The organism is Allobosea sp. NPDC055332 (assembly GCF_053645455.1).
In genome coordinates this window covers 774,600-797,524 of sequence record NZ_JBSHMO010000003.1, presented here as the reverse complement: position 1 = coordinate 797,524, position 22,925 = coordinate 774,600, and the positions used below count along the sequence as shown (strand labels likewise).

23 protein-coding genes are annotated in these 22,925 nt (G+C 67.3%); 8 read left to right on the top strand and 15 right to left on the bottom strand.

What is annotated here, in order from left to right:
* Position 1: 1 nt before the first annotated feature.
* Together ACWIGM_RS20060 and ACWIGM_RS20055 are read right to left on the bottom strand one after the other, a co-directional pair.
* A complete protein-coding gene (locus ACWIGM_RS20060) occupies positions 2-262 on the bottom strand; it encodes a hypothetical protein (RefSeq protein ID WP_454027708.1) in 261 nt (86 codons plus the stop codon).
* Complete coding sequence (locus ACWIGM_RS20055) at positions 259-972, bottom strand: VOC family protein (protein WP_454027707.1); 714 nt, start codon at positions 970-972, stop codon at positions 259-261. Before ACWIGM_RS20055 ends, ACWIGM_RS20060 begins: the two co-directional genes overlap by 4 nt.
* Before the next feature lie 107 nt (positions 973-1,079).
* On the opposite strand from ACWIGM_RS20055, the gene ACWIGM_RS20050 reads away from it, so the two are divergent.
* Entirely contained in the window at positions 1,080-1,814 is a 735-nt protein-coding gene (locus ACWIGM_RS20050) for a TetR/AcrR family transcriptional regulator (protein ID WP_454027706.1), read from the top strand.
* A 51-nt stretch (positions 1,815-1,865) separates the two neighbouring features.
* Here ACWIGM_RS20050 and ACWIGM_RS20045 read toward each other — a convergent pair whose 3' ends face one another.
* From ACWIGM_RS20045 to ACWIGM_RS20000, 10 genes are all read right to left on the bottom strand, one after another.
* The gene (locus ACWIGM_RS20045; protein WP_454027705.1) at positions 1,866-2,552 is read right to left on the bottom strand and encodes an ABC transporter ATP-binding protein; all 687 of its coding nucleotides are present in this window, start codon (positions 2,550-2,552) and stop codon (positions 1,866-1,868) included.
* Positions 2,549-3,298: an ABC transporter ATP-binding protein gene (locus ACWIGM_RS20040; protein WP_454027704.1), complete on the bottom strand. Its 750-nt coding sequence runs from the start codon at positions 3,296-3,298 to the stop codon at positions 2,549-2,551. Before ACWIGM_RS20040 ends, ACWIGM_RS20045 begins: the two co-directional genes overlap by 4 nt.
* Entirely contained in the window at positions 3,291-4,271 is a 981-nt protein-coding gene (locus tag ACWIGM_RS20035) for a branched-chain amino acid ABC transporter permease (protein WP_454027703.1), read from the bottom strand. Before ACWIGM_RS20035 ends, ACWIGM_RS20040 begins: the two co-directional genes overlap by 8 nt.
* A gap of 2 nt (positions 4,272-4,273) precedes the next feature.
* A complete protein-coding gene (locus tag ACWIGM_RS20030) occupies positions 4,274-5,194 on the bottom strand; it encodes a branched-chain amino acid ABC transporter permease (RefSeq protein WP_454027702.1) in 921 nt (306 codons plus the stop codon).
* Between the two features lie 146 nt (positions 5,195-5,340).
* Positions 5,341-6,480 (bottom strand): ABC transporter substrate-binding protein, encoded by a 1,140-nt coding sequence (locus tag ACWIGM_RS20025; RefSeq protein ID WP_454027701.1) that lies wholly within the window; start codon positions 6,478-6,480, stop codon positions 5,341-5,343.
* Between the two features lie 60 nt (positions 6,481-6,540).
* Entirely contained in the window at positions 6,541-7,254 is a 714-nt protein-coding gene (locus tag ACWIGM_RS20020; protein ID WP_454028029.1) for a maleate cis-trans isomerase family protein, read from the bottom strand.
* Between the two features lie 44 nt (positions 7,255-7,298).
* The gene (locus ACWIGM_RS20015) at positions 7,299-7,808 is read right to left on the bottom strand and encodes an acyl-CoA thioesterase (protein ID WP_454027700.1); all 510 of its coding nucleotides are present in this window, start codon (positions 7,806-7,808) and stop codon (positions 7,299-7,301) included.
* Positions 7,805-8,950, bottom strand: a complete 1,146-nt coding sequence (locus ACWIGM_RS20010) for an FAD-dependent monooxygenase (protein WP_454027699.1) — start codon at positions 8,948-8,950, stop codon at positions 7,805-7,807. Before ACWIGM_RS20010 ends, ACWIGM_RS20015 begins: the two co-directional genes overlap by 4 nt.
* A 51-nt stretch (positions 8,951-9,001) precedes the next feature.
* Positions 9,002-10,240, bottom strand: coding sequence for a hypothetical protein (locus ACWIGM_RS20005; protein WP_454027698.1), 1,239 nt, complete (start codon positions 10,238-10,240; stop codon positions 9,002-9,004).
* Between the two features lie 194 nt (positions 10,241-10,434).
* A complete protein-coding gene (locus tag ACWIGM_RS20000) occupies positions 10,435-11,100 on the bottom strand; it encodes a TenA family protein (protein ID WP_454027697.1) in 666 nt (221 codons plus the stop codon).
* Between the two features lie 160 nt (positions 11,101-11,260).
* On the opposite strand from ACWIGM_RS20000, the gene ACWIGM_RS19995 reads away from it, so the two are divergent.
* A complete protein-coding gene (locus ACWIGM_RS19995) occupies positions 11,261-11,650 on the top strand; it encodes a DUF6152 family protein (protein WP_454027696.1) in 390 nt (129 codons plus the stop codon).
* A 5-nt stretch (positions 11,651-11,655) separates the two neighbouring features.
* On the top strand, positions 11,656-12,123 hold the full coding sequence (locus ACWIGM_RS19990; protein WP_454027695.1) for a DUF2214 domain-containing protein: 468 nt from the start codon (positions 11,656-11,658) through the stop codon (positions 12,121-12,123).
* A 6-nt stretch (positions 12,124-12,129) separates the two neighbouring features.
* Here the strand turns inward: ACWIGM_RS19990 and ACWIGM_RS19985 are convergent, their stop codons facing one another.
* Positions 12,130-13,050, bottom strand: a complete 921-nt coding sequence (locus ACWIGM_RS19985; RefSeq protein ID WP_454027694.1) for a MerR family transcriptional regulator — start codon at positions 13,048-13,050, stop codon at positions 12,130-12,132.
* A gap of 170 nt (positions 13,051-13,220) precedes the next feature.
* Between ACWIGM_RS19985 and ACWIGM_RS19980 the strand changes: the two genes are divergently transcribed.
* From ACWIGM_RS19980 to ACWIGM_RS19960, 5 genes are all read left to right on the top strand, one after another.
* A complete protein-coding gene (locus ACWIGM_RS19980) occupies positions 13,221-14,447 on the top strand; it encodes a GGDEF domain-containing protein (protein WP_454027693.1) in 1,227 nt (408 codons plus the stop codon).
* Between the two features lie 57 nt (positions 14,448-14,504).
* Positions 14,505-15,473: a Gfo/Idh/MocA family protein gene (locus ACWIGM_RS19975; protein ID WP_454027692.1), complete on the top strand. Its 969-nt coding sequence runs from the start codon at positions 14,505-14,507 to the stop codon at positions 15,471-15,473.
* Positions 15,474-15,534: 61 nt separating this feature from the next.
* A complete protein-coding gene (locus ACWIGM_RS19970; protein WP_454027691.1) occupies positions 15,535-16,101 on the top strand; it encodes an ImmA/IrrE family metallo-endopeptidase in 567 nt (188 codons plus the stop codon).
* 64 nt (positions 16,102-16,165) lie between these two features.
* Positions 16,166-17,356 (top strand): pyridoxal phosphate-dependent aminotransferase, encoded by a 1,191-nt coding sequence (locus tag ACWIGM_RS19965; RefSeq protein WP_454027690.1) that lies wholly within the window; start codon positions 16,166-16,168, stop codon positions 17,354-17,356.
* 59 nt (positions 17,357-17,415) lie between these two features.
* Positions 17,416-19,671: a mechanosensitive ion channel family protein gene (locus ACWIGM_RS19960; protein ID WP_454027689.1), complete on the top strand. Its 2,256-nt coding sequence runs from the start codon at positions 17,416-17,418 to the stop codon at positions 19,669-19,671.
* Positions 19,672-19,692: 21 nt separating this feature from the next.
* Here the strand turns inward: ACWIGM_RS19960 and ACWIGM_RS19955 are convergent, their stop codons facing one another.
* Both ACWIGM_RS19955 and ACWIGM_RS19950 read right to left on the bottom strand, forming a co-directional pair.
* Positions 19,693-20,067, bottom strand: a complete 375-nt coding sequence (locus ACWIGM_RS19955; RefSeq protein ID WP_454027688.1) for a hypothetical protein — start codon at positions 20,065-20,067, stop codon at positions 19,693-19,695.
* 55 nt (positions 20,068-20,122) lie between these two features.
* Entirely contained in the window at positions 20,123-22,861 is a 2,739-nt protein-coding gene (locus tag ACWIGM_RS19950) for an Rne/Rng family ribonuclease (RefSeq protein ID WP_454027687.1), read from the bottom strand.
* Positions 22,862-22,925: the final 64 nt, after the last annotated feature.

Genomic DNA, 22,925 nt, shown 5'->3' with positions numbered 1-22,925 from the left:
TTTAGAGCGGCTTGTTAGTGCCGACGACGCGGACCTCGTCGCGACCCCAGTCGGCGATCTCGCCGTTGAGGCCGCCGGTGAAGATGCCGTACCAGACGGCCGGTTTCATCTTCATGGCCTTGCGGCTGAAGCGGAGCTCCGTCGACGCCTCGATCGTCCAATAGCCCTTGACCGGACCCGAGACCGTGACCCCGTCCTGGCCCTCGGCGGTTTCGACCATCGGCCGAAACTCCGGGACGTCGACCACATAGACGGTGATCATGCCGGCTCTCCCTTGTAGGCGTCCACGAGCTTGGCCTTGCGGCGCCAGACGGTGTCGATGTCGGCGAGCAGCCTGTTCCCGGCGCGCGCTTCGGCCTCGGTCTCCATGGCGGCCTGGATCGTCAGCCTGGCGTCGACCTCGTCAATCACCTCGGTTTCACGCAGGCGCAGCGTGACCTCGACGGGGTAGCCGTTGGGGTCCGTGAAGTAGATGGACTCCAGGATCTCGTGCTTGGTGTAGGGCGAGACCTTGATACCCCTGGCCTCGAGGGTCTCCTTCCACTGGATGAGTTGCGCTTCCGTCTCCACTGCCCAGGCCGTGTGGGTGGCGAAATAGAAGTGATGCTCTTCCGGCACGTATTTCTCGGGGCGCTCCGAGCCGATGTAATAGAAGAAGGCGATCGTCGCGCCTTTGCCGGCATCGAAGAAGAAGTGCAGGAAATCATGGTGGCCCGGCGGGCCCCAGCCCCGGGCGCTGATCGCATGCACCAGCGGCAGGCCCAGGATATCCCGATAGAACTCCACGGTCTCGTTCAGCTTCCAGGTTGGCCGGGCGGTGTGGTCGACGCCGTTCAGCGACAATCGCACGCCGTCGAGACTCGCGTGCCTGAGGCCCACCATGCTGCCGTCGCCGACGCCCATCGCCTCGTTGAAGTTTGCTGCGGAGGAGGCGTCCTCGCGCTTGCCCAGCCGGGCTGTCGGTTCGGTCATCTCGCTACTCCCTTGCCATGGTTGCATCCGCAGCATAATCCTTAATTGAGACTATATCAATATTGTTTCCGGCTGGTATCGCAATTCCCGCCATGTCAATATCGGGCATGGACGCAGAGAAGGTGAAAGCGCCTCGCGGGCGAGGCCGCCCGCGGCTCGATGGGCAGAACGATATGGGCCTCGTCAACCGCGAGGCTGTCGTCGACCTCGCCTATGATCAGGCACGGCAACAATCCCTGGACGATATTTCGTTTGTCGGCCTGGCCAAGGAACTGGGCGTGGTTCCGGGCGCCTTGCACTATCATCTCGGCACCAAGGACGACCTGATATCTGCAATCCTGAACCGCTTTTACAAGGATCTGCAGGTGAGACTTGCCGGTCTCGAGCCGAGCTCGAGCTGGCGCGACCAGATCGGCAACTTCGCCAATGCGCTGCGGGATGCCTACGGCACCCATCGCGGCGCGGCCGAGCACATCCTCATGCACGCGAAGTTTCGCGTGTTCCAGAAGGTCCGCGAAGGAGAAACCGACTACGGCGCGCTCTACCTCGACCGGGTCTTTTCCATGTTCAAGGAAGCGGGTTTCGACCCGAAGCAGACAGCGCAATTCTACCATGCCCTGGCGCTGCACTGCCTGACCGCGGCCGGCTCGGAAGCGTCGCGGCTCGCGCCGGTGGAGCATGAGGCCTTTCTGCTCAAGAAGGCCGACAGCTACCCGAACGGCGCGATGCCCGGGCTGAAATACGCGCTGCGCCAGTTCGCGCACGTCAATGCGAGGGAAACCTTCCAGATCGGGCTGCAGGCGCTACTCGATCGGTTCGCTGCAGAGCGCTCGAAGGCGTAGGAAAACCGGGGCTGAGAACCGCCTCTTCGTCTTGGCTGCGACAAGCGGCGCCTAGACACCGAGATAGCGATCGAGGACCTCATGGGTCAGTGTCGCGCTCGCCCCCTGATGCACCGTCCTGCCTTTTTCGAGGATGAAGCAGCGGTCGACGGTCGGCAGCAGCTCGCACAGGGTCTTGTCGACGACGAGGATGGACTGCCCGTTGGCCTTCAGCGTGCGGATGACCGACCAGATGTCCTGCCGGATGATCGGCGCCAGCCCCTCCGTCGCCTCGTCGACGACGAGCAGCCGCGGATTGGTCATCAGCGCCCGTCCGACCGCCAGCATCTGCTGCTCGCCGCCCGACAGCGAGCGGGCATACTGATTGCGGCGTTCGCCGAGGCGCGGAAAGAGCGCGACGACGCGATGCTCGTTCCAGGGGCCGGGCCGGGCAGCGGCGACGAGGTTTTCGTGGACGGTGAGGTTCGAGAAGCAGCGCCGCCCTTCGGGTACGAGCCCGATGCCGAGCCGCGCGATGTGGTGGGACCCCATGCCGGCGACTTCGCGACCGTCGAAGCGCACGCTGCCGCCGTGCGGCCGCGAGAGACCCATGATCGAGCGGATGGTAGTCGTCTTGCCCATGCCGTTACGCCCCATCAGGGCGACGACTTCGCCCTCCTCGACATCGAGTTCGACGCCGAACAGCGCCTGCGACGCGCCATAGAACGTCTCGAGCCCGGAGACCGCGAGCAGGCTCATGGCATATCTCCCAGATAGGCGCTGCGCACATCCGTATTGCGGCGGATCTCCTCGACGGTTCCCGTGGCGATGACGCTGCCATAGACGAGAACCGATATCCGGTCGGCCAGCGCGAACACGGCATCCATGTCGTGTTCGATCAGGAGAACCGGGGCTTCCCGCCTGAGCCGGTCGAGGAAGGTCGTGAGCGTCCTGGCGCTCTCGGGTCCCATGCCGGCCATGGGCTCGTCGAAGAGAAAAGCCTTGGCGCCGAGCGCCAGAGCCATCGCGATCTCGAGCTGGCGTCGCTCGCCATGCGAGAGCTCGGCGGCCAGGACGTCCGCGCGCGTCGCAAGCCCGGCCCGTTCGAGCGCCGCCATGGCGGGCTCGATCAGCGACGCGTCGCGACGGACGGGCCGGACAAAGCGGAAGCTCGAGCCCTGCCGCGACTGGACGGCGAGCATCACATTGCGGAGCGCCGAGAAGTCCGGAGCGAGCGAGGAGATCTGGAAGGTGCGCCCGAGCCCGAGGCGGGCGCGGCCGGCCATGCCGATCCCCGTGATGTCCTGCCCGCCGAAGAGGATCTCGCCGGCGTCCGGCTTCAGGAAGCCGGAGATGAGATGCATCAGGGTGCTCTTGCCGGCGCCGTTGGGGCCGATCAGCGCATGCACCTCGCCGGGCCTGAGGTCGATGCTGACGTCGTTCGTCGCCCTCAGCGCACCGAAGCTCTTCTTGAGATTGCGGATCTGGAGTAGCGCCTCAGCCATGGCGAAGCCTCCCGGCCAGCATGCCGATGAGCCCGCCGCGCGCGAACAGGACGACGCCAAGCAGGATCAGGCCGAGAAAGAACTGCCAGCGCTCGGTCAGGCCGCCGAGTGCGAATTCGAGGAACACATAGAGCATCGCGCCAGCGACCGGTCCGAACAGCCGGCCGACGCCGCCGAGGATCACCAGCACGATCAGCACGCCCGACATGTGCCATGACAGCATCGAAGGGCTGACGAACTTGTTGAGGTCGGCATAGAGCGCGCCGGCCAGTCCGGTGAGCGCAGCCGACAGGGCGAAGGCGACGAGCCGCACACGGAACGGCGCGACGCCGACCGCCGCGAGCCTGATCTCGTTCTGCCTGGCGGCTTCGAGCGCCGTGCCGAACCGGGAGCCGCGCAGGACGGCGAAGGCGGCGAGCCCCGCCATCAGCGTGACGTAGCAGATCAGGAAGAAGCTCAGCGCATCGGCCGTATCGAGGCCAGGCAGCGTGTTGCGCACCGACAGGGCAAGGCCGTCCTCGCCGCCATAGGCCGGCCAGGAGATCGCGAAATAGTAGACCATCTGGGCAAAGGCCAAGGTGATCATGATGAAGTAGACGCCGCTGGTACGCAGGCTGATCGCACCGATCGGCAGGGCGACGAGCGCGGCGAGACCCATCGCCGCGATCCAGATCACCGGCAACAGATCCGTTGCGGATAGCGCGAAGGGCGCGGTGAAGATCGGCTCGGCATTGAAGGCATGTGTCGCCATCACGCCGGCGACATAGCCACCGATGCCGAAGAAGGCGGCATGGCCGAACGACACCAGCCCGCCGACGCCGAGCGCCAGGTTGAGACCGGTCGCGGCGAGGCCGAGCACGGCCATACGCGTCGCGAGATCGATATAGAAGGGCTCGTCCAGCGCGAAGGCGGCGAAAGGCAGCGCCAGCAGGAGGAGCGCCAGAGCGGCGTTGAGAATGCTCTCGCGGCTCATGATCAGGCGCTCCCGGTGAAAAGGCCGCGCGGCTTGAAGGCAAGGACGAGCGCCATCACCACATAGATCAGCATGGCGGCCACCGCCCCGCCGACCAGCGCGCCTTGGGCCGGCCCGAGAACGGCGCCGAACAGCTGGGGCAGGAGGATCCGGCCGAGCGTATCGACGACGCCGACGATGAGCGCACCGACCAGGGCACCTTCGATCGAGCCGATGCCGCCGATGACGATGACGACGAAGGCGAGGATCAGGACCGGTTCGCCCATGCCGACCCGGACCGATTGCAATGCGCCGATCATCGCGCCTGCAAGACCCGCGAGCGCTGCCCCGAGCGCGAAGACGATCGTATAGAGCCCGTTGATGTCGACACCGAGCGCGCCGATCATCTCGCGGTCGTTCTCGCCGGCGCGGATGCGCATGCCGAGCCGCGTCCTCGAGATCAGGAGCCAGAGCCCGAGCGCCACAGCGATGCCGACGGCGATGATCGCGAGGCGATAGACCGGGTACTGGGCGCCGCCCGGCAGGGCGACCGCGCCGGACAGGAGGGGCGGGGCGTTGAGATAGAGCGGGACCGAGCCGAACAGCCAGCGCGTCGCCTCGGAGAAGATCAGGATCAGCGCGAAGGTCGCCAGCACCTGGTCGAGATGGTCGCGGCCATAGAGCCGCCGGATCACCAGGACCTCGACCAGGGTGCCGGCCGCGGCCGCCGCGGCGAGACTGGCGACGAGGCCGAGCCAGAAGGAGCCGGTCGCGGCCGCGATCGTGGCGCAGGCGAAGGCCCCGATCATGTAGAGCGAGCCATGGGCGAGATTGATCAGTCCCATGACCCCGAACACCAGGGTCAGCCCGGCCGCCATGAGGAAGAGCATGACGCCGAATTGGAGGCCGTTCAGAATCTGTTCGACGAGAAGTGCGCTGGACACGACGGGCCTTTCTGCAAAAGACCAGAGGGTTGCTGTCTCGAGAGCTGAGCGTTTTCGCCCGTCACGCTGGTCGCGCGGGGCGGGTGGCCGGTCCTCGTCTCGCGACGTGGCCGGCCCGGCGAATGCTCACGCCTCGGGGGGCTACGTCAGATCTTGCAGTCCTTGACGTAGGCGTCCTGGTGAGCGGTGAGGGTCTTGCCGACGACCCTGTTGGTGAGCGCGCCGTCGACCTTGACCACGTCGCGGACATAGATGTCCTGGATCGGGTGGTGGTTGAGGCCGAAGCGGAAGCTTCCCCTGACCGACTTGAAATCGGCCGCCTCCAGGGCGGCGCGGAAGGCGGCGGCGTCCTTCACGCTCGCTTTCGCGACCGCCGAAAGAAGCAGGTTGGCGGTGTCGTAGCCCTGGCTCGCATAGATCGACGGCCGGCGCTTGTACTCGGCCTTGAACCCCTCGACGAAGGCCTTGTTGGCGGGGTTGTCGAGATCCTCGGACCATTGCGAGGTGTTCTTCACGCCGAGCGCGATGTCGCCCATGGCGCCGAGCACGTCCTGGTCGAGCGAGAAGCCCGGACCGGTGACCGGAATCTTCACTCCGGCCTGTGCGTATTGCTTCATGAAGGCGATGCTCATGTCGCCCGGCAGGAAGAAATAGACGGCATCGGCGCCCGACGCCCGGATCTGCGCGATTTCCGCCGCATAGTCGCTCTGCCCGAGCTTGGTGTAGAGCTCGCCGGCCAGCTCGCCCTTGTAGAAGCGCTTGAAGCCCCTGAGAGCGTCCGTGCCGGCCGGATAGTTCGGCGCGAGGATGAACATCTTCCTGTAGCCGGCCTCGTTGGCGTGGTTGCCCATGGCCTCGTGCATCGCATCGTTCTGCCAGGAGACGTTGAAGTAGAACGGGCTGCACTTCGCCCCGGCCAGGGGCGACGGGCCGGCATTCGGCGACAGATAGAACTTCTTCTGGGCGACGACGCCGGGCACCACCGCCATGGCGAGGTTGGAATAGAGGATGCCGGTCAGCACATCGACCTTGTCGGCCTTGATCACCTTCTCGGCGAGCTGGACGGCGCGGGCCGGCTCGCCATTGTCATCCTCGATGACGAGCTGGACGTCCTTGTTGCCGGACTGCTTCAGCGCCAGCAGGAATCCGTCCCGCACCTCGATGCCGAGCCCAGCGAGGCCGCCGGACAAGGTCGTGATCATTCCCACCTTGACGGGTTCGGCGAGAGCGGCGGTCGAGACGCTCGCGGTCAGCGCCAGGAGGCCGGCAGCCAGCAGTTTGGTCATTTTCGTTTCTCTCCATGGGTTTTTCTTGGTTTCTCGCCGCATTCGCGCGGCTTGCAGGCTTCAGGCGGCGACGGCCAGTCCCGGCGCGAGCACAGCTCCGGCGCCGGGGGCGACCGGTTCGAGGGCGACGGATTTCAGCATCGCCCGGACGGTGCAGGCGGCGGCCGAGGTGACGGGAATGCCGAGGGCTGCCTCGACCGGCGCCAGCGCCGCCAGCGAGGGCATCTGCACGCAGGCCGACAGGACGACGACGTCAACGCCGCGCGTATCCAGGCGCTTGACGTCCTCGATCAGGGCTCTCGGGTCGCGGGCGGCGACGGCGAGGTTGTCCTCGATCTCCAGCGCCAGGCTGTCATGGACCGTAAAGCCTTCGTTCTCGATATAGGCGGTGACCTTCGCAGCCAGCGGCTTCATGTAGGGCATCAGCAGGCTGACGCGTCTGGCGCCCATCTCCTTCAGGCCGTCGACCAGGGCGCCGGCCGAAGAGACGACCGGGATGGCCTTGCCTTCCTCTGCGATCGCGCCTTCGAGATTGGTCTTCGAGATGCTGTGATAGCCCAGGCCCTGGCTCATGATCGCGACGAGGCAGGCATAGCCCATGACATCGACGTCGGCGTCGGCGAGCTCGCGAGCGCAGCGCAGGCTGTCGCGGTCCATGGCCGCGAGCTCCTCCGCGGTGACCTTCTTCATTCGCATCCGGCTGGCATGAAAGGTGAAGCGCTCCGGCCGGATCGTCTCCCTGGCGCGCAGCATCGCCGGGATCTCGGTCTCCATCGTGATGTTCGAGCTTGGGACGATCTGTCCGATACGGTAGGTCTTCACGGCTTGTCCTCCGGCTTGTGGGGATGCGCGGCTGCATAGGCTTCGAGCCTCGACCGCAGCGCCTGCGGCAGCGGCACGCCGGCCTTGCTGGCGCGGTCGATGGTGATCGGGGAAATGCGGGCGACGAAGGCGATCGGCCCCTGGCGCTTGCCCTCGGCAACGACGATCCGTGCGATGACGTGCAGGTCGAAAGTGCGCGAGCGGATCTGGCCGAGCCTCGCCTCCATCTCGAACGGGCTGTCGAGCGGCAGGCGGCTGCGGAAATCGATCTCCACGCCGCGCACTGGAAAATCGACGCCGGCCGCCGCCTTCATCGTATGGATCGGCCCACCGAGTATCAGGCTGACGAAGGCCTCGTGCGCCGATACGACGTAGTCCAGAAAGCGCGGCGTATAGGCGACGCCTGCCGGATCGCAGTCGCCCCAGCGGACGACGCGGCGGATCACCAGCGGCTCGTCGGAGATGATCTCCTCGGTCGCCGGGAAGAAGGCATAGGGTATCGTCATCGCACGGACCCTCCGGCCTCGGCGGCGCAAGCCGTCATGAAGTTTGGGTAGTCGGCGGCGACCCTGGCCGCGTCGACGCGGCTGGTGCGGGTCAGATAGCCATAGGCGAAGTCGTAGGGGCCGCTCGCGGCGGCCATGTGCCGGCCCATCTCCTCGTACCAGCTGTAGCTCTCGCGGGCGGCGCCGATCAGGATATCGGCGGCGGGCTTGCGGCCGGCCACATAAGCGGAAAGGGCGGCGGGGATGTCGCGCGTCCCTTCGAGCGCGCTGACGAGCGCGATCGAATCCTCCATCGCGATCCGGGTGCCCGAGCCGATCGAGAAATGCGCCCGCCTGACCGCGTCTCCGATCAGCACGCGATGGCCATGGGTCCAGCGCTCGTTCCAGATCGGCTGGAAATTCCGCCATTCCGACTTGTTCGAGACCAGTGGCTGGCCGTGGAGGTCGTTCACATAGAGCTGCTCGACGAAAGCCTTGCGCTCGTCGTCGCTCATCGCACCGAAGCCGCAGCCGTCCCAGGCGGCGCGGTCGCACTCCATCACGAAGGTGCACATGCGGTCGGTGTAGGGATAGTAATGCGCGCAGAAGGCGCCGCCGCCGGCATTCCGGAAACTGAGCGTCGGCCGGTCATGCCGGCGCTCGGCGCCGTACCAGGCGAAGGCATTCGACAATTCGCTGCCTTGCGTGCCGAAAGCGGCCGAGCTCGCTGCACGCAAGGTCGAGTTGGCGCCGTCCGCGCCGATGACCAGATCCGCGTCGTCGAGGGCGGCGGGGTCGCGGATGTCATCGTGATGCGTGACGGTGACGCCGACCTCGGCGCAAAGCTCGTTCAGCAGCGTCAGCAGCCGCAGCCGCTCGACCGCGCCGCCATAAGCCTGCCCTTCGATCGAAACAGCCCGGCCATTGAGGATGATCTCCTGGTTGCCGAGCGGCTTGGTGATCCCCGTCAGGCGCTCGAAGCTGGCGGAATCGGCAGCGGCCAGTTTGGCGAGGCCGGCGCCCGCGAGTACGACGCCGAAACCGAAGGTCGCGCCAGGGGCGTTCCGTTCGTGGACATGGACCTCGACGCCGCGCAGGCGCTTACGCGCGAGGTAGGCGAAGTAGAGACCCGATGGTCCGCCGCCGATGATGTTGATCTTCATATTCATACTGCCTCAATTTAAGGCCGAAAATTCCCCATCGGTAGGCAGGGTTCAGGTCAAGAGCCTGTCCTCGAGCCATCCGCGGATCGCTTCTCCGGCAAGCGCTTGTCCGCTCGGCTCCCCGGCCGAAACGGGTTGGCCATGGTGGTTGCCACGGATGACCGCGATCCCTTTGTCGCCGGCGCCGAGCGCTGCCCAGATCGCATCGAGATCCCCGGGGAAGACGCATGCGTCCGCCGTGTAGCGGATGATGAAGGTCGGCTGCGTGATCGCCGGCGCACAGCGCAGGACACTGGCGCGCGAGGACACCCCCGACCAGGTCGAGAGCCAGCTTTCCGGAGTGCAGACGCGACCGAAGCCGACGCCGTTCATATTGGTCTTGAACGGGTCGCTACCCCACAGGGAGCCGACGAGCCTGTCCGTCGGATCGAGGCTCAAATCCCAGTTGCGTAGATCGGCATCGGTGCGCGGCACCTCGAAGAGGTGCTGCCAGCCCGCGGCGAGCTTCTCGGCAGCGCCGCTGCCGTCGGAGAGATGCTTGCGAGCCGATATGCGCAGGCGAAGCATCTCCCGCGCCTTGGCGTCGATGGTCTCGACGCGCCTGCGCTGCGCCTCGCGATAGCGCGCGACGAAATCGGGAGCGTATGTCGCTCCCTCTGGCCTGAAGCCGTTTGCCGCACTGAAAGGGAAGAGAGCCGGATCGATCGACAGCGGATCGCGCTCGTCGACGACCGACGGGTCGAGCGAGTTCATCAGCAGAATTCCCTGCCCAGGATGCGGGGCGACCATGACGAGGATATCGGGCCGGGTCATCGGTGCCTCGGCCAGCCGCACGGGCCGCCCCGCCGGCGTCCGCTGCTCGCGCTGCTCGGGCGGCAGGTTGGCCTGCTCGGTGTAATAGGCATAGAGCCCGGCGCCGCCCGAATTGCCGACCAGGACGAGCTGCTCGTAGCGGTCCTTGAGGAAAGAGGTGCCGGCATCGACGTCGAGCAGAGCCAGCTCGTGCTCGAGCCTGACGTCGTTGCCGGCCGAGCGTGACGCCTGGACCCAGACGGCAGCACCTGCCTTGAGCAATTCCGGGACGAGATAATGGGTCGCGAGGATCTCGCGCGGATGCATGATGCAGCAGACTGCCTTCTCGCCCCCCATGCGATAGAGGAAGCCGTTGACATTGGCACCGTCCACCGTCGTCAGCGAATGCACGGATGTGGTCAGGCCATGGGGAAGGTCCGCCTCGTTCCATTGAGCGCCACGCAGACCTGCCAGCGGGATGTTCTGCGGTGCGTTCACGGTAGCCTCCCCATCGCTATGGGCAGGTGTAGCCTTTAATTGAGATAGTGTCAATATTAAACCACCGCGCGGCACGCGCGCTGCCCGCAGGCCTTCGTCTGGCACTCAGCGCAGCAGCGGGCACCAATCCGGGCCAGCTCGAGATGCCCCGGGACAGGCTCGGGCGTGGACCTGCGCAGCAGGGGAGAACGAAGCTATTGCGCCCCTTGGAGGCCCATCTGCCAGAAATCAGCCTCCAGACGCGATGCCTGGCCGAACAGGGCGGCAAGCTCGCCAAAGCGAGCTTCCGTCATGGCGCGGGCGGCGAGGGCGTCGAGATGGCGGCGGGCGTCGCGGGCGACCTGCTGATAGGGCTCGCCGGCATATTCGCCGATCCAGTCGCGATAGGGATGGCTGTCGAGCCCCTGGCCGAGGCCGGCGGCCAGGCGCGCGCCGATCTCGGCATAGCCGATGACGCAAGGGGCGAGGGCGACATGCAGGTCGAGCAGGTCGCCCGAAACCCCGCAATCGAGCACGAAGCGGGTATAGGCCACCGTGGCCTGGTGCTCTGGCGCGGCTTCCAGCTCAGCGGGCGAAAGGCCCCAGCGGCCGCAGAGCCGCACATGCAGGTCCATTTCGAGATCGAGGATGGCGGAGAGCCCAGCCTTGGCGGCGCGCATGTCGGCAAGGGTGCGGCTCTTATAGGTCGCCAGCGCATAGGCGCGGGCGAACTGAATCAGGAAGAGATAGTCCTGAACGAGATAGGTCCGGAAGGCCGCCTCGGGCAGCGAGCCGTCGCCCATCTGCCGGACGAAATCGTGCTCGACATAGGAGGTCCAATCGGCCGCCGCCGCGGCTTTCAACCTGTCGAAGATGTCCACGGTCTGAGCTTCCTTCCGATTGGATTCGCGCGGCAGTCATAGCGCAAGCCGTCCCTGAGTGGTGCGCCACGGATGACGCAGCTTTGATCCGCCTCCGTGGCGACAGGGCGCCTGCGCCGGGTTAGCCTCGGCTCTTTCGTGCAATCAGGAGGGTTCGACGATGACCAGTTCCGCGATCGGCCGGCGGGCGCTGCTCTGCGGCGCGGCTGTTTCCGTTCTCGCGCTGCCGGCCCTGGCGCATCACGGCTGGGGCTGGGCTGTCGACGAGCAGAGCGAGCTCAAGGGTACGATCCGCTCGATCTCGATGGCGCCGCCGCATCCGACGCTGCAGGTCGCGGCGACCGACGGCGTGCTCTGGCAGATCGACCTCGGCAATCCCAGCCAGACGGCGCGGGCCAACTTCACCGCCGAGACGTCGAAGGTCGGCGATGCCATCACCGTGCTCGGCAACCGCCACCAGGATGCGGGCAAGAAGCAGATGAAGGCGGTGCGCATCACCATCGGCGGCAAGAACTACGATATGTATCCGGAGCGGATCAAAACGAACTAAGCGCTGTGGCGACACTCGTCGACTGGCTCGGCAGCTGGCCGGGGGCGGTGCTGCTGCAGCGCTCCGGCACGGCTTATCTCTTCGTCAATGCCGGGCACATCCTCGGCATCGGCCTGCTGCTCGGGGCGATCCTGCCACTCGATCTCCGGCTTGCTGGCGTATTGCGTGCTTCGATGCTGCCGCTGATCGGCCCGATCCTGATCTGGACGGCCGCATTCGGGCTGGGGCTGGCACTGGCGACGGGTTTCTGGCTGTTCACGGTGAAGCCGGGCGAGTATCTCGGAAACACCGCCTTCCTGATCAAGCTCGGCCTGCTCGCCTTGGCGCTGGGTAATATCGCGCTCCAGCATCACGGGCTGAAGCCGGTGCTGGCCGGCGGCGAGATCGGCCCGCGGGTCCGCCTGCTGGCCACTCTCTCCGCCTCGCTCTGGCTCTGTGTGTTGGTCGCCGGACGCTGGATCGGCTTCCTGTGACGGCGTTCAGACGACCAGCGCCGTCATCGCCTCGTTGATCCACCACCATTCACGGCCGGGCGCGTCCTCGCCGCGCAAGGTCGCAAGCAATTGCTGGTAGCGCAGCGAGCGGTCGTGGTGCCGGCGGTATTGGTCGAGGTGCCAGGCGCGGAAGGCGTCGTCGGGCTCGCGTTTCATCGCCCTGGCCGAGGCGTCCAGCCAGTCGCGGGCGATGGTGCGGCCGGCGTCCGAACCGGGAGCTTCGCCCGCAGCCATCGCCTTGCGAACCTCAGCGAAGATGCGCTCGGCGGCGGCGTGATAGGCGGCGGGGTCGAAGTCCGGCGTCCACATCAGCTCGGCGTCGGCCTTGGCGCGAGCGATGACCGTTTCGTCGCTCAGCATCGTCCGGAGCTCGGCGAAGGCGTCGATCTGCTCCGGCGTCGGATCGTCCGGGAGCTCGGGCGTGCCGGCCTCGATCGCCTTCTGGCGCCAGTCGGGGTTCATCCTGTCGCCGGTGACCTCGTCGTAGAAGCGTTCGGTCAGGCTGCGCATGTCGGCATTGGACAGGCTGGTCATGGTCCATAATCTCCGGAGGTCGTCTGCGGTGGGTTCGGGATTGCGCAAGGCGGCGCGCAAGGTCGCGGCGATGCGGCGCTTGCCGGCGATCTCCGCCTTGAGCGCCGAGAGCCGCAGCGCCAGCAACTCGGCGAGCGAGCCCTTGCGGGCGAGGATGCCCTGGATCGCGGCGAGGCCGACGCCCATGGCGCGCAAGGCCTGGATCAGGTCGAGGCGCGCCGCATCGGCGTCCGAATAGATGCGGTAGTTCGCCGTGGTGCGGGTGGCCGGCGGGAGCAGACCCTTGTCGGAATAGAAGCGGATGCGCCGCACGGGCAGGTCGCAGAGGCGGGCGAGCTCGCCGATGGTGTAGCGTTGGTCAGTGGCAGTCATGGGGGCCTCCTAACGTCTCCACCAGATGGAGGGTCAAGCGGCCCGCGATCCAGCAATCGTTCGAATGCGAGGGATCGCGACAGGGGGATCGAAACCCTGTCCGGCAAAAACTGTGCGTCTCTCGCAATGCGTCAAAGCGGCGTTAGCCAGTCACAGCCATCTTCCTGCGCGTGCACGCCCCACGCCACGACCCGATCTCCAGGCACGCCGAACCGGCGAGCGAAGCGCCGAGCGCCGCCGCGCCGGCACGGCGCATCGATGGCCTCGGCTTCGAGCCGGTATTGGAACGTGAATACCGGCTGCACATGCGTGCCGAGCAACGCCGCAGCACGCTGGTCTGCCTCATCACGGCGCTCGGCATCTGGCTGACCTTCATTGGGCTCGACCTGACGCGGCTCGACAATCTCGTCACGATCGGCAGCGGCGACTACACGGTTGAGCTCGCCATTGTGCTGAGGCTCGCGACGCTGGCCGTGATCCTGCGCCTCGTCTGGATCGTGCGCCACAACCGCATGGCGCGTTCCTACCATCACCTCACCATGCTGGCGCTGGCGCTGATCGGCGTGACCTGCGCGTTCATCGCCAACATGTACAAGCTGCGCGGTCTGCCGCAGGCGGACATCGCCCAGCTTGTGATCATCGCCGCCGTGTTCCTGCCGGTCGGGTTGACCTTCCTGCAAAGCCTGAGCATCGCCCTGCTGATCGCGGTGTTCACCACGATGCTCGGCTTCGTCATGCTCGAGCCGGCGCAGTTGATCGAGCATGGCCGCCTGTCGATCCTGCTGTTCTTCGCCGTCTTCGTCAGCGCGGTCGGTGCCTGGCTGCGCGAGCGGGCCGAGCGCGACCAGTTCCTGCTGCGCCGCATGCTGCACAACCGGGCGATGTCGGATGCACTGACCGGTGTCGCCAACCGGCGCGGCTTCGAGGAGCATGTCGCGATGGCCTTACTGCAGGCGCGGCGCGACCGGGCGCCGGTCGTGTTCGCGGTGCTCGATATCGACCATTTCAAACGCTACAACGACCGCTACGGCCACCAGGCCGGCGACATCGCGCTGGCCTTGATCGCCCGGGCCATCGACAGCAAGCTGCGCCCGCCGATGGACATGGTCGGGCGGCTCGGCGGCGAAGAGTTCGGCCTGCTGCTCTATGACACCACGCCGGAGAAGGCGCAGGAGCGGCTGGAGCGGGTCGCGCAGGCGATCGCTGAGCTCAGGATCGAGCACGCCGCCTCGCCGACGGCGCAGCACATCACCGTCAGCATGGGGGCGGTCGGCTTCGATGGGCAGGAGACGGCGGTCGACCTCTACCGGCGCGCCGATGCAGCGCTCTATGCCGGCAAGAACTCGGGGCGAAACCGGGTCGAGCTTGGCCGGGGCGGCGAGCGTCTCGCGGGATAGCCGCGGACACCACCGGGCTGCTATGCGGCATCGATTGCATCGCCTAGAGAGAATCCCATGTCCGCACCTGTTTCCATCGGCCTGATCGGGGCCGGCATCATGGGCGAGCGCATGTTGCGCGCGATCCTGGCGCAGTCGCCCGAACTCGTGCGTGCCGCCGGCATCTGGGATCCGTCGGGCGAGGCGATGGCGCGGATCGCCGGCGAGCTGCCGCAGGTTGCACAGGTGACCGATGTCGCCGCGGTGATCGCGGCGAGTGACTGCGTCTACATCGCCTCGCCGCCGGCCTCCCATCTCGGCCATGCCCGCGCCGCGCTCGCCGCCGGCAAGAGCGTGTTCTGCGAGAAGCCGCTCGCGATCGACGTCGCTGACTCCAGGGCCTTTGTCGGCGAGGCCGGTGGCCGGGGCGCGGTCAACTTCCCCTTCGCCTCTTCGCCCGCCGTCTCGCAATTGCAGGACTGGATTGGGACCGGGGGTATAGGAGGCGGTCGGCGGATCGCGATCGAGGTCGCCTTCGCGACCTGGCCGCGCTCCTGGCAGGCCGATGCGGCGGGCTGGCTCGACCGGCGCGAGCAGGGCGGTTTCACCCGCGAGGTCGTCTCGCACTTCCTCTTCCTCAGCCGCCGGCTCGGCGGGCCGCTGCACGGCCTGCAGGCGAGCGCCTCGTTCCCGGAAGTGGGCAAGTCGGAGCGCCGGATCGAGGCGCGCCTGATGGCCGGCGACATCCCGGTAACGCTCATTGGCAGCGTCGGCACGACCCAGAAGGACGACCACAACATCTGGATGCTGGAAGGCGAGGGCGGTGCGGTCCGGCTCTGCGACTGGTCGCTGGCCGAGCAGCGACAGCCGGACGGCTCCTGGCAGCGCGCTCCCGATGCGCTGACCCAGCTCGAGGCGCGTCCCGTCGCATTGAAGCGGCAGCTCGAAGGCGTGGCGAGGCTGACACGCGGCGAGCCGCACCAGCTGGCGACGCTGGAGGAAGCGCTCAATGTGCAGGAGATTGTCGAGGGGATTCTTGCCAGCTAGACGCCTTCATTGAGGCGACATGCCGGGAGGGCTATGATCGGCGGGCTCAGGAGGCCTGCCGATGCGCCATGCCTTCCTCACCGATGCGCAGATCGACGCCCGCGCTCTGGCGCATCGGCGCGGGCTCGGTTTCGGCGACGACGAGGCCGTCGAGGTCATGACGTTGCTGGCCAGGCTCAAGGCGCACTATCCCGAATTCTCCCATGAGCGCGTACCCGACGGCTCTCTCGGCGAGGCCGAGGCCCAGTGGGATTCACAAGTCAAGCGGCTGCTGATCCCGGAAGGCGTGTTCCAGGCGGCCAATCGCGGCGAAGGCAGGGCGCTGATGACGGTGGCGCACGAGGTTGGCCACGCGTTGCTCGGCCATCAGGGCAATCTGAACCGGGGGCCGGCCGGCGGACGGGCCGAGCGGGCCTCGGCGAAGCTGCGCTCGATGGAATATCAGGCACGGCGCTATGCGGCCGCCTTCCTGATCCCCGATACGCCGGCGGTGCGCCTGCTCGACGCGACCGCGCTGAGCAAGCGCTATGGGGTCAGCATGAGTGCCGCGATCGTGCGCCATAGTGAGCTGCGATCGGGTGAAAGCGCGCGAGCCCTGCCATTGCGGCAGGCCGGGCTCGACCTCTGAGCGGCTTGCGGTTCGTCCGCCGGCGGGGCATGGCTCGGGCAACGTGACGATCATCGAGGCTGCCATGACCATCGCCGTTCCCGGCCTGCCGCCGACGCCGAAGCCCGCCGCACGGGCGCAGGGCGTCTCCCCCTTCATCGTCATGGACGTGATGAACGCCGCCGAGGCGATCGAGCGGCGCGGTGGCTCGGTCGTGCACATGGAGGTCGGGCAGCCTTCGGCACCGACGCCGGCCAGCATCCGTGCTGCTGCGGCGAAGGCGCTGGAGGACGGCCGCATCGGCTATACCCAGGCGCTCGGCATCGGCTCGCTCCGGGCCCGGATCGCACGGCATTATCGCGACACCTATGGCGTCGAGGTGCCGGCCGAGCGGGTGGTGGTGACCACGGGTTCCTCCGGCGGCTTCATCCTGTCCTTCCTCGCCTGCTTCGAGCCGGGTGCGCGCATCGCGATCACGGCGCCGGGCTATCCGGCCTATCGCAACATCCTGACCGCGCTCGGGCTCGAGCCGGTCGCGATCCCGGTCGGGCCGGAGACGCGCTATGCGCTGACGCCGGAGCTGATCGCGAAAGCCCATGCCGAGAAGCCGCTCGCCGGCGTGCTGACGATGAGCCCGGCCAATCCGACCGGTGTGGTGATGGCGCCGGAGGCAATCGCGGCGGTGGCGGCCGAGTGCCGGCGGCTCGGGCTCTGGTACATCTCCGACGAGATCTATCACGGCCTGACCTATGAGCGGCCGGCGACGACGGCGCTCGCCGCCGATCCGGACGCGATCATCGTCAACTCCTTCTCCAAGTACTATTGCATGACCGGTTGGCGGGTCGGCTGGCTGGTGGTCCCGGAGCGGTTGGTGCGCGTGATCGAGCGGCTGCAGCAGAATTTCTCGATCTCGGTGCCGATGCTGAGCCAGGTCGCGGGCGAGGCGGCCTTCGATGCGATGGATGAATGCGAGGCGATCAAGGCCGGCTATGCGGCGAACCGCGCCTATCTGCTGAAGGCGCTGCCGGAGATCGGGCTTGGCGACTTCCTCCCCGTCGATGGCGCCTTCTACATCTATCTCGACATTGGCCGATATTCGAACGATTCCATGAGCTTCTGCCGGGATGCTCTGGAGAATGCCGGCGTCGCGATCACGCCCGGGCTCGATTTCGACGAGGGGCGCGGAGCGCGGACGGTGCGGCTGTCCTTCGCCGGCTCGCTGGCGGAATGCGAGGAGGCGGTTGCGCGCCTGGGGCGCTGGCTGAAGACACGCTGAGGCGGGTGCTTGCCAAGACGAGGCAGTGGACTCAATCTGATCCGGCTTGGGGGCAGGACATGGTCGCAATGCGGAACTGGCTGAAGGCCATGGCGTTGTGCGGGGCCGCGCTATTGGCGGGCGCCGCGGCAGGCCCGATGCCGGCTGCGGCACAGCAAGCCAAAGCGGACTCATCGCCTGTCCTCACCCTGCGCGGCGACGAGACGCCTGAGACCGTACGCAAACTGGTCGACTCTCTCTCGGCCGGCGGGCGTAAGGTCGAGATCAGGATCGCGGGCAAGGGAGAGGCTGTCCCCGCGGCATCGCCGGCTGCCGCAGCCAGCCCTGGCCCTACAGCGACGAGCAATGCCCCGGCGGAGGACGAGACCCCGGCCGAGGCATTCTGGGACCATTTCGTCGATGGCGTGTCGCAGGGCCTCGGGGCGGTGCCGCGCCTGGCCCAGATACCGGACGCCTGGCGCAGCGCCTGGGCGCAGAATCGCAATGGCGTAAATGGAGTCTCGGCCGGCTGGCGGCTCGCCCTGGGCCTCGCGCTTGCGTTCGCCATCGCCGGGCTGTTCCGGCTCGCGACCAATAGCTGGTTCAAACGCCGGCTGCGGCCGGAGGGGCCGGAGTTCACGCCGCGCCTGATCGCGTCCTCCTGGGGGCTGCTGCAGGATCTGGCGACGCTCGGGCTCTGGCTCGCAGTGCTGCATGCGGTCCGCAAGTTCTGGCTGCCTGAGCCGGACCTCGCCCACATGGTGCTGCGCACGATCGCCAACGGCCTCACCATCGGCGCCGGCTATCTGATTCTCGGACGCTTCCTGCTCGCTCCCGGCGCCCCGGAACGTCGGGTGATGCCGCTGCCGCGGGCCGAGCGGGCTTTCAAATTCCTGATCTTCTTCGGCATTCTCACGCCCGTCCTGCTGACGGCGACGGTGTCGATGCAGCATGCCGCCGGACCCGGAGCCGTCGTCGGGCTGTTCGCCCTGGTCGGCATTGTCTCCACCGTGTTCAAGGTCTGGTGGTTCATCGATGCGCGGCACGACCTTGCGGCGTTGATTCTCCATTCCGCGCATGAACCCGGGCCGACGCGCCGCGTGATCGCCCTGACGACGGGCTGGCTCTATGCCGCACTCGCCGTGCTGATCTGGATGGTCGGCAATGCATCCTCGATGATGGAGGGCGGGGCGCGCTGGGCGGAGGCAGCCGCGCTGACGCAGTTCATCATCGTGCTGGCGCCGATCCTGGCGGTCGGCATCACCAGCCTGATGGCCTGCCGGCAGGCGCATGCGGCGGCGATGGGCGAGGTCGCTCCGCTCTCGATCGCGGTCGGACATGCCCTGCGCGCCGCGGCGGGCGGCGCGATCTGGGCCGGCGGCTTCTATCTGCTGGCGCGGCTCTGGGCCGGCTTCCTGTTCGGCGTCAGCTCCGACCAGTTCACCGTGCTGATGCGCCAGGCCGGCGGTGTCGCCGTGCTCGCTTTCGGCGGCTGGGTGGCGATCGTCTTCCTGCGCAGCTTCTTCGACGCCTATACGCCGAAGCCCGTGGCGAGCCTGCCGGGCGACGAAGACGCCGTACCGCATGACCATGTGCCGTCGCGGCTGGCGACCGTGCTGCCGGTGCTGCGCGGCGTCGTGCTCGCCGCCGTGTTCGGACTGACTGCATTGGTGCTGCTGTCGCGGCTCGGCGTCGACATCGGGCCGCTGCTCGCCGGCTTCGGTATTCTCGGCCTCGCCATATCCTTCGGCTCGCAGGCGCTGGTGCGCGACATCGTCTCCGGTTTCTTCTTCATGCTCGAGGACGCGTTCCGGGTCGGCGAATATGTCGATACCGGCCGGCTGAAAGGCACGGTCGAGAAGATCTCGCTGCGCTCGATGCAGTTGCGCCACCAGAGCGGGCAGATCCACACCGTCCCGTTCGGCCAGGTCCAATCGTTGACCAACGCCAGCCGCGACTGGGCGACGGTGAAGTTCAACGTCCGTCTCGATCACTCCGCCGACATCGAGAAGGCGCGCAAGACGATCAAGAAGATCGGCCTCGCCTTGCTCGAAGACCCGGAATACGGCCAGCATTTCATCGCCCAGCTCAAGATGCAGGGCGTCGCCGACATCACCGATCAGGCGATCGTCATCAGGCTGAAGTTCACCGGCAAGCCGAATCAGGCCTCGATGCTGCAGCGCGAGGCGCTGAAGCGGGTCTATCGCGGCCTGATCGATGCGCAGGTGCCGTTCGCCTCCAATGCGGTCACGGTGAAGGAAGGCGGAGGCAAGAGCGCCGCTGCCGCGATCGCGGCTGTGCCGCCGCCGACGCCGCTGGTGCCGGCGGCGGAGTGAACGTCGGTCGGGCCGGGGGCTTCACCCGGGCTGGCGGTCGAACTCCAGCATCAGGAAGAAACCGAAACCAAGCAGCGCCAGCAGGACGCCCATGCCGGCGGCGAGCCGGGCGGCCGAGAGCTGCCCCAGCCACTCATGGCGCTGGCCGGCGCGCTCGGCCGCGTGCTCGCGGCCATGCTTGTGGAACTGGCTGGCGTAGAGGTCCGGCGTCATCTGCGGGCCGACAGGCAGGTTGCCTTCCAGCTCGTAGCGTACCGCGACGAAGAGGGTGAACAGGCCAAGCAGGCCGACACCGAGCCAGCCGAGCGCCTGCTGAGCCAACCAGGCCAGCCCGATCAGGCCGGCGCAGGCGAACGCCCTCACGAACAGGCTCTCACGGCTCCTCGGCGGGCGCATCCGTCCCTCCCGGTCATGAAAAAGGCCGCCGCGATCGCTCGCGACGGCCCTGATGTTACTTGCGTCCGGCCAGCTTGTTCCACCAGCCGCCGCGCTTGGGCCGATCCGGATCCGGCGGCGTCAGCACCACCGCGACGGGTTCCTCGACCACGCGCGGTGCGGGCGGCGGCTCCTCGGCGACAGGCTCGGGCTGAGGCGCTGCGGCTTCGGGAGCAGGCACCGGCTCGGCCGGGGCAGCGGCGACGCCGTCCTCGGTGATCGGCACGACCTTCTTGCGCGAACGGCTGCGCTTGGGCTTTTCGGCAGGTTCGGTGACGGTTTCGCTGGCCGTGTCGGCCGCCTTGGCGGCCTCGACCGGCTCGGCTTGCGCTTCCGCCTCGGCCTTCTTGCTGCGGCTGCGCCGCGCGCGCTTCGGCTTGGCATCCGCTTCCGGCTCGGCGGCAGAGGTCTCGCTCACGGTCGCGGCCGGCTCATCGACGAGCGGAGCAGCGGCCGGGGCGGCGTCGTCCGATTCGCCGATAGCGGCATCATCGCCGTCCTCGGCCTCGTCCTGATCGCCGTTTTCGTCGGCCGCGCCTTCGAGGCCCTGGCCCTGACCATCGCGCTCACCACCGCGCCGCCGACGGCGCCGGCGCCGGCGGCGACGGCCGTCACGGCTCTCCTGGCTTTCGCCTTCTGCAGCGTCGGCACGCGGCGCGGCTGCGGTTTCGCCCTCAGCCTCCTCAACCTCGACCTCTACCTCGACGATATCCTCGTCCTCGGGCTCGTCGATGATCGCCTCGTCGCGCATGCTCGACACCGGCACGACGCGGTTCTCGTTGCCGACGAACTCGCCGCGCTCGACCTCGAAATAGCGGGTGCCGAGCAGGGCCGCGTCGGCCGAGACAGTGATCGCGATGTTGAAGCGCTCCTCCAGGTCGCGCAGATGGGCGCGCTTCTGGTTGAGCACGTAGAGCGCGACCTCCGGCCGGGTGCGGACCTCGAGATTATGCGAGGCGCTCTTGATCAGCGTCTCTTCGAGCGCCCGCAGGATCTGCAGCGCGATCGAGGGCGTCGAGCGGACGAGGCCGGCGCCGGCGCAATGCGGGCAGGGCACCGAGGAGCTCTCGAGCACGCCGGTGCGGATGCGCTGGCGCGACATCTCCAGGAGGCCAAAGGCCGAGATGCGGCCGACCTGGATGCGGGCCCGGTCGTTCTTCAGGCACTCCTTCAGCTTCTTCTCGACCGCGCGGTTGTTGCGGTTCTCTTCCATGTCGATGAAATCGATCACGATGAGACCGGCAAGGTCACGCAGGCGCAGCTGGCGCGAGATTTCCTCGGCCGCTTCGAGATTGGTCTTGAGGGCGGTGTCCTCGATGTTGTGCTCGCGGGTCGATCGCCCGGAGTTGATGTCGATCGCGACCAGCGCCTCGGTCTGGTTGATGACGATGTAACCGCCCGACTTCAGCGTCACCGTGTTCGAGAACATCGCGTCGAGCTGGCTCTCGACGCCGAAGGCGGCGAAGAGCGGGGTCTGCTCGCGATAGGGCTTCACGCTCTTGGCATGGCTCGGCATGAGCATGCGCATGAAGTCCTTCGCCTCGCGATAGGCGCTCTCGCCGGCGACGTGAACCTCGTCGATGTCCTTGTTGTAGAGGTCGCGGATCGAGCGCTTGACGAGGTTGCCCTCCTCATAGACCAGCGCCGGAGCGACCGAGCCGAGCGTCAGCTCGCGCACGCTCTCCCACATCCGCATCAGATATTCGTAGTCGCGCCTGATCTCCGGCTTGGTGCGGGAAGCGCCAGCGGTGCGCAGGATGATGCCCATCCCGTCCGGAACCTCCAGCTCCTGGGCGATCTCCTTCAGGCGCTTGCGGTCCTCGGCATTGGTGATCTTGCGCGAGATGCCGCCGCCCTTGCCGGTGTTCGGCATCAGCACCGAATAGCGGCCGGCGAGCGAGAGATACGTGGTGAGGGCGGCGCCTTTGTTGCCGCGCTCTTCCTTGACGACCTGGACCAGGATGATCTGGCGGCGCTTGATCACCTCCTGGATCTTGTACTGGCGGCGCAGATTGCGCGGGCGCTCGGGCATGTCGTCGAGGGCATCGCCGCCGCCGAGTTGCTCCGGCTCCTCCTGGGCCTCCTCGCTGCCGTTCTCCTCGTCGCCGTTCTCGTCGTCCTGCGAGCGGCGGCGCGCTTCAGAAGCCTCCTCGCCATCCTCGGAGGCGGATGCCCCGGTGGTGGTCTCGAAGGTCAGCGGCGCGGAGTTCTCGGCCGCGTCCTCATTGGTGGATTCGGCGATCTGCGGCGCGAAGCTCTCGCCGAAGGCGGGCGCGCCTTCGTTGACCATCGCGGCTTCCTTGCCGTTGGTCTCGACCAGATCCTCGGCCTGGGCGGCGCCGGCCTCGACCTCGGCGCTGACGGTCTCGCCGGTCTCGGCGGCGCGCTTGGGACGGTTGTCGCGGTCGCGGCGGCCGCGGCGGCCACGACGCTCGCGCTTTTCCTCGTCGCGCTCTTCCTCACGCTCGGCGCGGGCTTCCTCGGCGAGCAGGGCCTGCCGGTCGGCGACCGGAATCTGGTAGTAGTCGGGGTGGATTTCGGAGAAGGCGAGGAAGCCGTGGCGGTTGCCGCCATATTCCACGAAGGCGGCCTGGAGCGACGGCTCCACCCGCGTCACCTTCGCCAGATAGATATTGCCGCGGAGCGGCTTGCGGCTGGCCGATTCGAAATCAAACTCTTCGATACGCGATCCGCGGGACACCACGACCCGGGTCTCTTCCGGGTGGGTGGCATCGATAAGCATCTTGTTGGCCATGGGACAATTCCATTGGCGCGGCGGCCTTGGCAATCCGCCGGGCTGCGGACGTGTGTCCGCGGCC

What these genes read in the sequence shown, in the direction of transcription:
- ACWIGM_RS20040 (WP_454027704.1), bottom strand. Translation starts at nt 3,298, where the DNA reads ATGGCTGAGGCGCTACTCCAGATCCGCAATCTCAAGAAGAGCTTCGGT.
- ACWIGM_RS20045 (WP_454027705.1), bottom strand. Translation starts at nt 2,552, where the DNA reads ATGAGCCTGCTCGCGGTCTCCGGGCTCGAGACGTTCTATGGCGCGTCG.
- ACWIGM_RS19950 (WP_454027687.1), bottom strand. Translation starts at nt 22,861, where the DNA reads ATGGCCAACAAGATGCTTATCGATGCCACCCACCCGGAAGAGACCCGG.
- ACWIGM_RS20010 (WP_454027699.1), bottom strand. Translation starts at nt 8,950, where the DNA reads ATGAAGATCAACATCATCGGCGGCGGACCATCGGGTCTCTACTTCGCC.
- ACWIGM_RS19985 (WP_454027694.1), bottom strand. Translation starts at nt 13,050, where the DNA reads ATGACTGCCACTGACCAACGCTACACCATCGGCGAGCTCGCCCGCCTC.
- ACWIGM_RS19955 (WP_454027688.1), bottom strand. Translation starts at nt 20,067, where the DNA reads ATGCGCCCGCCGAGGAGCCGTGAGAGCCTGTTCGTGAGGGCGTTCGCC.
- ACWIGM_RS20035 (WP_454027703.1), bottom strand. Translation starts at nt 4,271, where the DNA reads ATGAGCCGCGAGAGCATTCTCAACGCCGCTCTGGCGCTCCTCCTGCTG.
- ACWIGM_RS19975 (WP_454027692.1), top strand. Translation starts at nt 14,505, where the DNA reads ATGTCCGCACCTGTTTCCATCGGCCTGATCGGGGCCGGCATCATGGGC.
- ACWIGM_RS20050 (WP_454027706.1), top strand. Translation starts at nt 1,080, where the DNA reads ATGGACGCAGAGAAGGTGAAAGCGCCTCGCGGGCGAGGCCGCCCGCGG.
- ACWIGM_RS20055 (WP_454027707.1), bottom strand. Translation starts at nt 972, where the DNA reads ATGACCGAACCGACAGCCCGGCTGGGCAAGCGCGAGGACGCCTCCTCC.
- ACWIGM_RS19970 (WP_454027691.1), top strand. Translation starts at nt 15,535, where the DNA reads ATGCGCCATGCCTTCCTCACCGATGCGCAGATCGACGCCCGCGCTCTG.
- ACWIGM_RS20020 (WP_454028029.1), bottom strand. Translation starts at nt 7,254, where the DNA reads ATGGAGACCGAGATCCCGGCGATGCTGCGCGCCAGGGAGACGATCCGG.
- ACWIGM_RS20015 (WP_454027700.1), bottom strand. Translation starts at nt 7,808, where the DNA reads ATGACGATACCCTATGCCTTCTTCCCGGCGACCGAGGAGATCATCTCC.
- ACWIGM_RS20060 (WP_454027708.1), bottom strand. Translation starts at nt 262, where the DNA reads ATGATCACCGTCTATGTGGTCGACGTCCCGGAGTTTCGGCCGATGGTC.
- ACWIGM_RS19995 (WP_454027696.1), top strand. Translation starts at nt 11,261, where the DNA reads ATGACCAGTTCCGCGATCGGCCGGCGGGCGCTGCTCTGCGGCGCGGCT.
- ACWIGM_RS20025 (WP_454027701.1), bottom strand. Translation starts at nt 6,480, where the DNA reads ATGACCAAACTGCTGGCTGCCGGCCTCCTGGCGCTGACCGCGAGCGTC.
- ACWIGM_RS19965 (WP_454027690.1), top strand. Translation starts at nt 16,166, where the DNA reads ATGACCATCGCCGTTCCCGGCCTGCCGCCGACGCCGAAGCCCGCCGCA.
- ACWIGM_RS19960 (WP_454027689.1), top strand. Translation starts at nt 17,416, where the DNA reads ATGGTCGCAATGCGGAACTGGCTGAAGGCCATGGCGTTGTGCGGGGCC.